Origin of the sequence: Microvirga arvi (assembly GCF_016892765.1) — a bacterium.
Classification (GTDB): domain Bacteria; phylum Pseudomonadota; class Alphaproteobacteria; order Rhizobiales; family Beijerinckiaceae; genus Microvirga; species Microvirga arvi.
In genome coordinates this window covers 111,029-118,818 of sequence record NZ_JAFEMD010000017.1, presented here as the reverse complement: position 1 = coordinate 118,818, position 7,790 = coordinate 111,029, and the positions used below count along the sequence as shown (strand labels likewise).

9 protein-coding genes are annotated in these 7,790 nt (G+C 63.7%); 4 read left to right on the top strand and 5 right to left on the bottom strand.

Annotated elements, in window-relative coordinates; genetic code table 11:
* Positions 1–153 precede the first annotated feature (153 nt).
* The gene (gene gltX / locus ILT44_RS12950) at positions 154–1,494 is read left to right on the top strand and encodes a glutamate--tRNA ligase (RefSeq protein WP_204240002.1); all 1,341 of its coding nucleotides are present in this window, start codon (positions 154–156) and stop codon (positions 1,492–1,494) included.
* Positions 1,495–1,615: 121 nt separating this feature from the next.
* Here the strand turns inward: gltX and ILT44_RS12945 are convergent, their stop codons facing one another.
* The 3 genes from ILT44_RS12945 to ILT44_RS12935 form a co-directional block, all read right to left on the bottom strand.
* Positions 1,616–2,377 carry an ABC transporter permease gene (locus ILT44_RS12945; RefSeq protein WP_204240001.1) on the bottom strand — a complete coding sequence of 254 codons (762 nt, stop codon included), beginning with the start codon at positions 2,375–2,377 and terminating at the stop codon, positions 1,616–1,618.
* Positions 2,374–3,345 carry an ABC transporter ATP-binding protein gene (locus ILT44_RS12940; RefSeq protein ID WP_239468193.1) on the bottom strand — a complete coding sequence of 324 codons (972 nt, stop codon included), beginning with the start codon at positions 3,343–3,345 and terminating at the stop codon, positions 2,374–2,376. The genes ILT44_RS12945 and ILT44_RS12940 overlap by 4 nt, the downstream gene beginning before the upstream one ends.
* A 158-nt stretch (positions 3,346–3,503) precedes the next feature.
* Positions 3,504–4,628: a DUF2865 domain-containing protein gene (locus tag ILT44_RS12935; protein WP_204239999.1), complete on the bottom strand. Its 1,125-nt coding sequence runs from the start codon at positions 4,626–4,628 to the stop codon at positions 3,504–3,506.
* Positions 4,629–4,782: 154 nt separating this feature from the next.
* On the opposite strand from ILT44_RS12935, the gene ILT44_RS12930 reads away from it, so the two are divergent.
* Both ILT44_RS12930 and ILT44_RS12925 read left to right on the top strand, forming a co-directional pair.
* Complete coding sequence (locus ILT44_RS12930) at positions 4,783–5,166, top strand: VOC family protein (protein ID WP_204239998.1); 384 nt, start codon at positions 4,783–4,785, stop codon at positions 5,164–5,166.
* A gap of 170 nt (positions 5,167–5,336) precedes the next feature.
* Positions 5,337–5,843: a CreA family protein gene (locus ILT44_RS12925; RefSeq protein ID WP_204239997.1), complete on the top strand. Its 507-nt coding sequence runs from the start codon at positions 5,337–5,339 to the stop codon at positions 5,841–5,843.
* Between the two features lie 6 nt (positions 5,844–5,849).
* On the opposite strand, the gene ILT44_RS12920 is transcribed toward ILT44_RS12925, so the two are convergent.
* On the bottom strand, positions 5,850–6,461 hold the full coding sequence (locus ILT44_RS12920) for a LysE/ArgO family amino acid transporter (RefSeq protein WP_204239996.1): 612 nt from the start codon (positions 6,459–6,461) through the stop codon (positions 5,850–5,852).
* Positions 6,462–6,555: 94 nt separating this feature from the next.
* Between ILT44_RS12920 and ILT44_RS12915 the strand changes: the two genes are divergently transcribed.
* On the top strand, positions 6,556–7,449 hold the full coding sequence (locus ILT44_RS12915; protein ID WP_204239995.1) for a LysR family transcriptional regulator ArgP: 894 nt from the start codon (positions 6,556–6,558) through the stop codon (positions 7,447–7,449).
* A gap of 3 nt (positions 7,450–7,452) precedes the next feature.
* Here the strand turns inward: ILT44_RS12915 and ILT44_RS12910 are convergent, their stop codons facing one another.
* On the bottom strand, positions 7,453–7,776 hold the full coding sequence (locus ILT44_RS12910) for a hypothetical protein (RefSeq protein WP_204239994.1): 324 nt from the start codon (positions 7,774–7,776) through the stop codon (positions 7,453–7,455).
* Positions 7,777–7,790 lie beyond the last annotated feature (14 nt).

Here is a 7,790-nt window from a genome sequence, read left to right as displayed (position 1 = left end):
GCATCCCCTCTCCCGGGTGGGAAAGGGAGGATTGTCATCTCCGCGATCGCCCACCCAGTCGGACCACCCCCGCCCCTTACCCCTCCCCGCAAGGGGGAGGGGAAATGATGCTCACCCCTTGCGCCGCCGGGCTCCCTTCGCCATAGCATCTGCATGTCCAAGCCCATCGTCCGCTTCGCCCCGTCCCCGACCGGGCATATTCATATCGGCAACACCCGCGTTGCCCTGCTCAATGCGCTCTATGCGCGGCGGGAGGGCGGCACCTTCATCCTGCGCTTCGACGACACGGATCTGGCGCGGTCGAAGAAGGAATATGCGGATTCCATCGAAACCGATCTGCACTGGCTCGGCATCCCGCCCGATGTGATCGTCCGCCAGTCGGAGCGGTTCGACCTCTACGATGCCGCCGCCGAGCGGCTGAAGGCGGCCGGCCGCCTCTATCCCTGCTACGAGACCCAGGAAGAGCTGGAATTCCGCCGCAAGCGCCAGCTCGCCCGCGGCCTGCCGCCGATCTACGACCGGGCGGCCTTGAAGCTCACGGACGAGGAGCGGGTGAAGCTCGAAAGTGAAGGGCGCAAACCCCATTGGCGCTTCCGCCTCGATCCTACCAACGTCACCTGGGACGACCTCGTGCGCGGCCCTTGCCACGTGGATTGCAGCTCGCTCTCCGATCCGGTGCTGTTGCGCGAGGACGGGACCTATCTCTACACCCTCCCGTCGGTGGTGGACGACATCGACCTCAAGATCACCCATGTGATCCGGGGCGAGGACCACGTGACCAACACGGCCGTGCAGATCCAGATCTTCGAGGCCTTGGGTGCCGGCACACCCACCTTCGCCCATCACAGCCTGCTGATCACGGCGAGCGGCGAAGGGCTGTCGAAGCGCCTCGGGCACCTTTCGGTGAAGGGTTTGCGTGATGCCGGTCTCGAGCCGCAATCCGTCGCTTCACTGGCGGTGCTCGTCGGCTCGGCGGAGGCCGTGCGGCCGATTGCCGATCTTAACGAACTCGCCAAGCTGATCGACTTCTCCCACATCTCCCGCGCGCCGGCGAAGTTCGACGAGAGCGAGCTGGAACATCTGAATGCCCGTCTCATCCACGAGATGCCGTATGAGGCCGCTCGCGAGCGGCTGGCGCAGCTCGATGCGGACGAAGGCGAGACTTTCTGGAATGCCGTGCGCGGCAACCTGACGAAGGTTCAGGATGCGGTGGAATGGGCGAGGGTGGTGCGCGGTCCCGTGACGCCCGTCATCGAGGACAAGGCCTTCATCGGGACGGCGATGGGCGTGTTGCCGGCGGCTCCGTGGGATGCAACCACGTGGAAGACCTGGACGGAAGCGGTGAAGGCCGCCACGGGCGTGAAGGGCAAGGCGCTGTTCATGCCCCTGCGCCTCGCATTGACTGGCCTCGCCCACGGTCCCGAACTGGCAGCGCTCCTGCCGCTGATCGGTCCTGAGAGCGCCAAGGCGCGGCTGTCGGGGCAGGCGGCGTAAGCAGTAGGGCGATGATCCAGTCATCGTCATGCCCGCACTTGTTGCGGGCATCCACGTCTTTGAACCGCTGCGCCATGAAGACGTGGATGGCCGGTACAAGCCCGGCCATGACGGAGGAAGTTTAAGCCTTGATCCTGTAGCCCGTCCTGAAGATCCAGCCGATGGCCGCGAGGCAGATCAGCATGAAGACGAGCGTCATGCCGAGGCTGATGCCGACATCCACGTCGGCGACGCCGTAGAAGCTCCAGCGAAATCCGCTCACCAGATAGACCACCGGGTTGAACAAGGCCACGGTCTGCCAGAACGGCGGCAGCATGTTGATGGAATAGAAGCTGCCGCCCAGGAAGGCGAGCGGCGTCACGATCATCAGCGGCACGATCTGCAGCTTCTGGAAGCTGTCGGCCCAGATGCCGATGATGAAGCCGAAGAGGCTGAAGGTGATGGACGTGAGCACCAAAAAGGCGATCATCCACAAGGGATGCTCGATCGAGAAATCCACGAACAGGCGCGCCGTGATCAGGATGATCGCGCCGATGATCACCGACTTGGTGGCGGCGGCCCCCACATAGCCGATCACCGTCTCCACCGCCGAGATCGGAGCCGAGAGGATCTCGTAGATCGTGCCGGTGAATTTCGGCATGTAGATGCCGAACGAGGCGTTCGAGATGCTCTCCGTCAGGATCGAGAGCATGATCAGGCCGGGCACGATGAAGGCGCCGTAGCTCACGCCTTCGATGCTGGCCATGCGCGAGCCGATGGCCGAGCCGAACACGATGAAGTAGAGCGAGGTCGAGAGCACCGGCGAGGCAATGCTCTGCATGATCGTGCGCCAGGTGCGCGCCATCTCGAAGAGATAGATCGCCTTGATTCCGTAAAAGTTCATGACCGCCCCCGCACCAGGCTGACGAAGATCTCCTCGAGCGAGGACTCGGAGGTCTGCAGGTCCTTGAAGTCGATGCCGTGCTCGTTCAGGCGCCGCAGGAGGCCTGCGATGCCCGTCTCCTCGCTTTGCGTGTCGAAGGTGTAGACGAGCTCGCTCCCATCCCCGGAGAGATGAAGGCTGTCGGATTGCAGCTCAGGAGGCAGGCTCGAGAGGGGGCTCTGCAGGTGCACAGTCAGCTGCTTCTTGCCCAATTTCTGCATCAGGATGGCCTTGTCCTCGACCAGGATGATCTCTCCCTTGCTGATCACCCCGATCCGGTCGGCCATCTCCTCGGCCTCCTCGATATAGTGGGTGGTGAGGATGATGGTGACGCCGCTCTCCCTGAGACGACGGACCATGTTCCACATGTCCCGCCGCAGCTCCACGTCGACCCCTGCGGTGGGCTCGTCGAGGAAGAGAATGTTGGGCTCGTGCGACAAGGCCTTGGCGATCATCACCCGGCGCTTCATGCCGCCGGAGAGCGTCATGATCTTGCTGTCGCGTTTCTCCCATAGGGAGAGGTCCTTCAGGATCTTTTCGAGATAGGCGGGGTTCGGCGGTTTGCCGAAGAGGCCCCGGCTGAACGTCACCGTCGCCCAGACGCTCTCGAAGGCGTCCGTGGTGAGTTCCTGCGGCACGAGGCCGATCTTCGTGCGGGCCGCCCGGAAGTCCCGGACGATGTCGTGGCCATCGGCGCTGATCCTGCCCGTGCTCGGATTGACGATCCCGCAGATGATGCTGATGAGCGTCGTCTTGCCGGCTCCGTTCGGTCCCAGAAGGGCGAAGATCTCGCCCCGCCGGATCTCCAGGTCGACCTTCTTCAGGGCCTGGAAGCCGGAAGCATAGGTCTTGGTGAGACCGGAGACGGCGATGATCGGGTCCGATGCTCCAGCGGGCCGGGGCATCTCAAGGGAATCGAGCGGTTTCATGCCGGGGTGATAGCATGACGGGAAGCGGTGCGGAATGGACGCGCTTATGATGCTCGCACTCTTGGTCGTCATCCCCGGACTTGTTCCGGGATCCACGTCTTTGCTGCCCTTAAAGACGTGGATGGCCGGGACAAGCCCGGCCATGACATTAATGAAGATCAATTCTGAACGTTCGGAACCGGGATCACGTCGGGTGCGATCACGCGGACGGTCTTCTTCTGGCCGTTGCCGGAGGCCACCTCGCGGGTCGAGCCTTCGCCCTTGCCGACCACCGTATTGGTCTCGATGGACTGGGGTCCGATACCGGCCGATTCCTTGCTCGCGGTCGGAGCGGAGGCGGCGATCTCGGCAGCCTCCTTGCTCTCGTCGTCGGCCTTCTTGTCGGCGGCCTTGCGGGCGGCCTGAACCTTGGGACGCGACAGCTCCTCCGCCTTCTCGGCGGTCACGATCAGGTCGCCCTTGCGCTGCTCGAGCATGCTCTCGGCCTTGCGCAGGACGACGGCCCAGCTCTCGTTGGGCTTCTTGCAGGCGCAGCTCTCGTCGAAGCTCTTGCGGAACTTGAAGGCGTTCGCCAGCGACGTGTAGGGCTGGTTCGAGGAGAGCGAAACGGCCCGGTTGAGGCCGTTGTCGCCGCCCGGATAGGCGAAGGCCGTGGTCTCCGTGCCGGGGCAGAGTGACTGGCACATCTCGTTGGCGCTCTGGCCGCCGCCTGGGGGAGTGGTCAGCGGGAAGAACGATCCGTCGCAGGTCTTCACGCAGATCAGGCGCCCGCCACCTAGAGCGCGGGGCGCATCGTCCGCGATGATCGGCTGCCCCTCGGGCATGATCTGCTGCTGCGGCTGTTGCTGGCGCGGGGCGCCGAAGAGGGATTCGAAGAAGCCGCGAGGCCCGGTGGAGCAGGTCTGCTGCACGGCGACCTGCAGCTGACGGCGGCGAGCCTCGATCTCATCCTGATCGGCGCCCTGTGCGGCAAGACGGGCATAGCCTGCCTCCAACTGGCGGATCTGCTGGGCGATGGAGCCGCATTCCGCAGGGGCGGGGCCCGCTAGGAAGCCGAGGGGTCCGCGTTCGCATCCGATGTTGCGGTAATAGGCGACGAGCCGGTTGATCTCCGCCCGCTGGGCGCGCATCTGGCCAGTCGGCGCGCTGCCGCCGCTCCGCTCCAGGGAGGCCAGCTCCGCCTGGAAGCGCTGGCATTGCGCGGACTGGGCGAGCGCGGCCTGTCCTGCGGCCAGGAAGGCCGTTATGGCGATGAGGGAGCGGAGAAAAGATGTCTTTGTCATAAAGCTGATCGCAGAACCGGTCCGTTGGGCATTCTATGCCAGGCTAGCCTGTCATGTGACGCCCGAATTTGACCCTATTGTGATTAACGCCTTGCCCGCTCCAGGGGTCACTGTCTAGCTTCAGTGTAACAGCGACTTTGGAAAGAGGCCTTGCATGTACTCCCATACGACGGTTGGAGCAAATGACCTTCCCCGGGCGCGCGCCTTCTACGAGGCGGTCTTCGCGCCGCTCGGGCACGAGGTGCGGTACTCGGACGAGACCTTCGTCGGCTGGGGAGTGCCGGGCGGACCGCCGCAATTCCTCATCGCGCGGCCCTTCAACGGGGAGGCGCCGAGCGTCGGCAACGGAGCCATGATCGCCCTCGTCGCACGCAAGCGCAGCGTGGTCGATGCCTGCCATGCAGCGGCCCTGGAACAGGGCGGGACGGACGAGGGCAAGCCGAGCCTGCGCCCCCACTACCATCCGAACTACTACGGCGCCTATTTCCGCGATCCCGACGGCAACAAGATCTGCATCGTCTGCCATCAGCCTGAATAGCGCATCGTGCGGCCCGCTGGGTCCGCGCTCAACGATGCGCGCATCTAGGCTGGAGCATCGGATGGATCCCAAAAGTGCAAATCCACTTTTCACGTCCGATGCTCAAGACCCTCGTCAAAGGCCAGAGCTATCCCCACATGAGAGCGTAACGGTGGGAGATGAATCCGACAATGCTTGCACGAATCGCCTTGGCCCTGACCCTCGCCCTGGCTGCCGCCACCGGTGCTACGGCCCAGGAGCCTGACCTGATCTTCAAGAAGTCGACGGTCTGGCGGGCGCTGACGCCTGACGACAAGCTTGCGGTCTATGGGATCGACGATCCGGTGGTGGAGGGCGTGGCTTGCCACTACACGACGCCTGAGCGCGGCGGCATCGCCGGCACCTTCGGCGTGGCCGAGGAGGTGTCCGACATCTCGCTCTCCTGCCGCCAGGTCGGACCGGTGAAGTTCAAGCAGAAATTCGGCCAGGGCGACGTGGTGTTCAGCGAGCGCCGCTCCCTCATCTTCAAGAAGATGCAGATTGTCCGCGGCTGCGATGTGAAGCGCAACACCCTGGTCTACATGGTCTACTCGGACCGGCCGATCGAGGGCTCGCCCAAGAATTCCACCTCGACCGTGCCCCTGATGCCCTGGGGTACCGAAGTGCCTGCGAAATGCGGGGACTGGGTGAATTCCTAAAGCGCATCAGCCTGCGCTTTCGTTCAGCAGCAATCTTGCGGCCGTGGCCCACATGATCAGTCCGATGGCGGTATCGAGAATGCGCCATGTGACGGGTCGGGCAAACAGGGGCTTCAGAAAGCGGGCGCCGAACCCGAGGGAAAAGAAGAACACGAAGGAGGCCAGCATGGCGCCGGTAGTGAACAACCCCTTTCCCTTATCAAACTGAGTCGAGATCGAGCCGATCAGGACCACCGTGTCGAGATACACATGCGGGTTCAGCCAGGTGAGAGCGAGGCACGTGAACACCGCCCTGCCAAGGCCCGACGGTGCCGCGTCGGACGGTCTTAAGGAGGCCGATCCGAAGGCCGCCATGAAGCTGCGTGCGCCATAGGCAAGGAGAAACGCGGCGCCTCCGTAGCGCAGAACCGTCTCGGCCCAGGGTACCTCCGCGCTGAGCCGCGCGAAGCCGGATACGCCGGTCAGGATGAGCACCGCATCCGAGACCGCGCAGGTGAGACACACGGCAAGCACATGCTCCCCGCGCAGGCCGATGCGCAGCACGAAGGCGTTCTGGGCCCCGATGGGAAGAATGAGGCTGAGGCCGAGCAGGAAGCCGGCAAGGAGCGGGGCTGTCATGTCGATTGTCCAATGAGGATTCGACGCTTGCTAGATCCTTGATTAGAATTAGGACAGTTAAACTCTCTGATGCTGATTAAGAAACGCTAATCCAATGCTGGATTACGACCTCCTCTCGGCTCTTGCGGCCGTCATCCGGACCGGAAGCTTCGAGCGCGCTGCGCAGCACCTCAATGTGACCCCCTCGGCAATTTCTCAGAGGGTGAAGCTGCTGGAAGAGCGGATCGGGGCAGTTCTCGTCATCCGGGGCCAGCCCTGCCTGGCGACGGAGGCCGGGCAGCGCCTGTGCCAGCATGTGGAGCAGGTGGCGCTCCTGGAGAATTCCCTGCGCCAGTCGCTTCCAGGTCTGGAGCCAGAGGGCCGTCCAGTCACCCTCCGCATTGCCGTGAACGCGGACAGCCTCGCCACCTGGTTCATTCCGGCCATGGCCGAGACGAATGGGTTTCTCTTCGATCTTGTTCTGGACGATCAGGATTACAGCGCCGACTGGCTGCGGCGTGGGGAGGTGATAGCCGCCGTGACCTCCCATGGAAAGCCTATCCAGGGGTGCAACTGCCAACCCTTGGGCGTCCTGCGGTACGTTGCGACGGCAAGTCCCGACTATATGGCGCGATGGTTCGCCGAGGGGCTGGACGAGCATTCGATTGCCCGCGCACCATGCCTGGTCTTCAACCAGAAGGACAGGCTGCAGAGCCTGTGGCTGCGTCAGGCTTTCGGAACGGACGGGCGGCCGCCGGTCCATTGGCTGCCGTCATCCCAGGCTTTCGTGGATGGCGCATTGGCAGGATTGGGCTGGGGCATGAATCCGGAGATGCTGGTCCTGGATCATCTTCAGGCCGGGAGGCTGGTGGCCTTGAAGCCGGGTCAGGTTCTGGAAGTGCCCCTGTTCTGGCAGCAAAGCCGAATCGTCAGCCTGCTGCTGGGGGAGGTGACCCAGGCCGTGTTGAAGACGGCCCGGACCCTGTTGATGCCGCTCGGCACGGTCTAGAGCTCAGTTCGAGCAGGTCACCGAGACCGGCGGATCCTTGGGACCGAAGGAGGCCTTCTGGATGTTCCCCGTGACCTCGTCCGGCGCGACCTGCCGGAAGGAAACGGCCTTGGTGTAGCCGTGAGCCTCGCACCAGGCGTTTGCCACAACTTGGCCACAAGCCTGGTTTCCTATGAGGCATTCCGCGACGCCATAGCCGTCGGTGGAAGGCACCATGAAGGTCGCTTCGGTCGAAGAGGCCTGGGTACCATTGGGAAGCAGCGTCAGGGACGCGGCTGCGAAAAACACGGCAGTACCCATTCCGAGCATGGCAAATGCGCGGCGCATCGTAGACCTCTTTG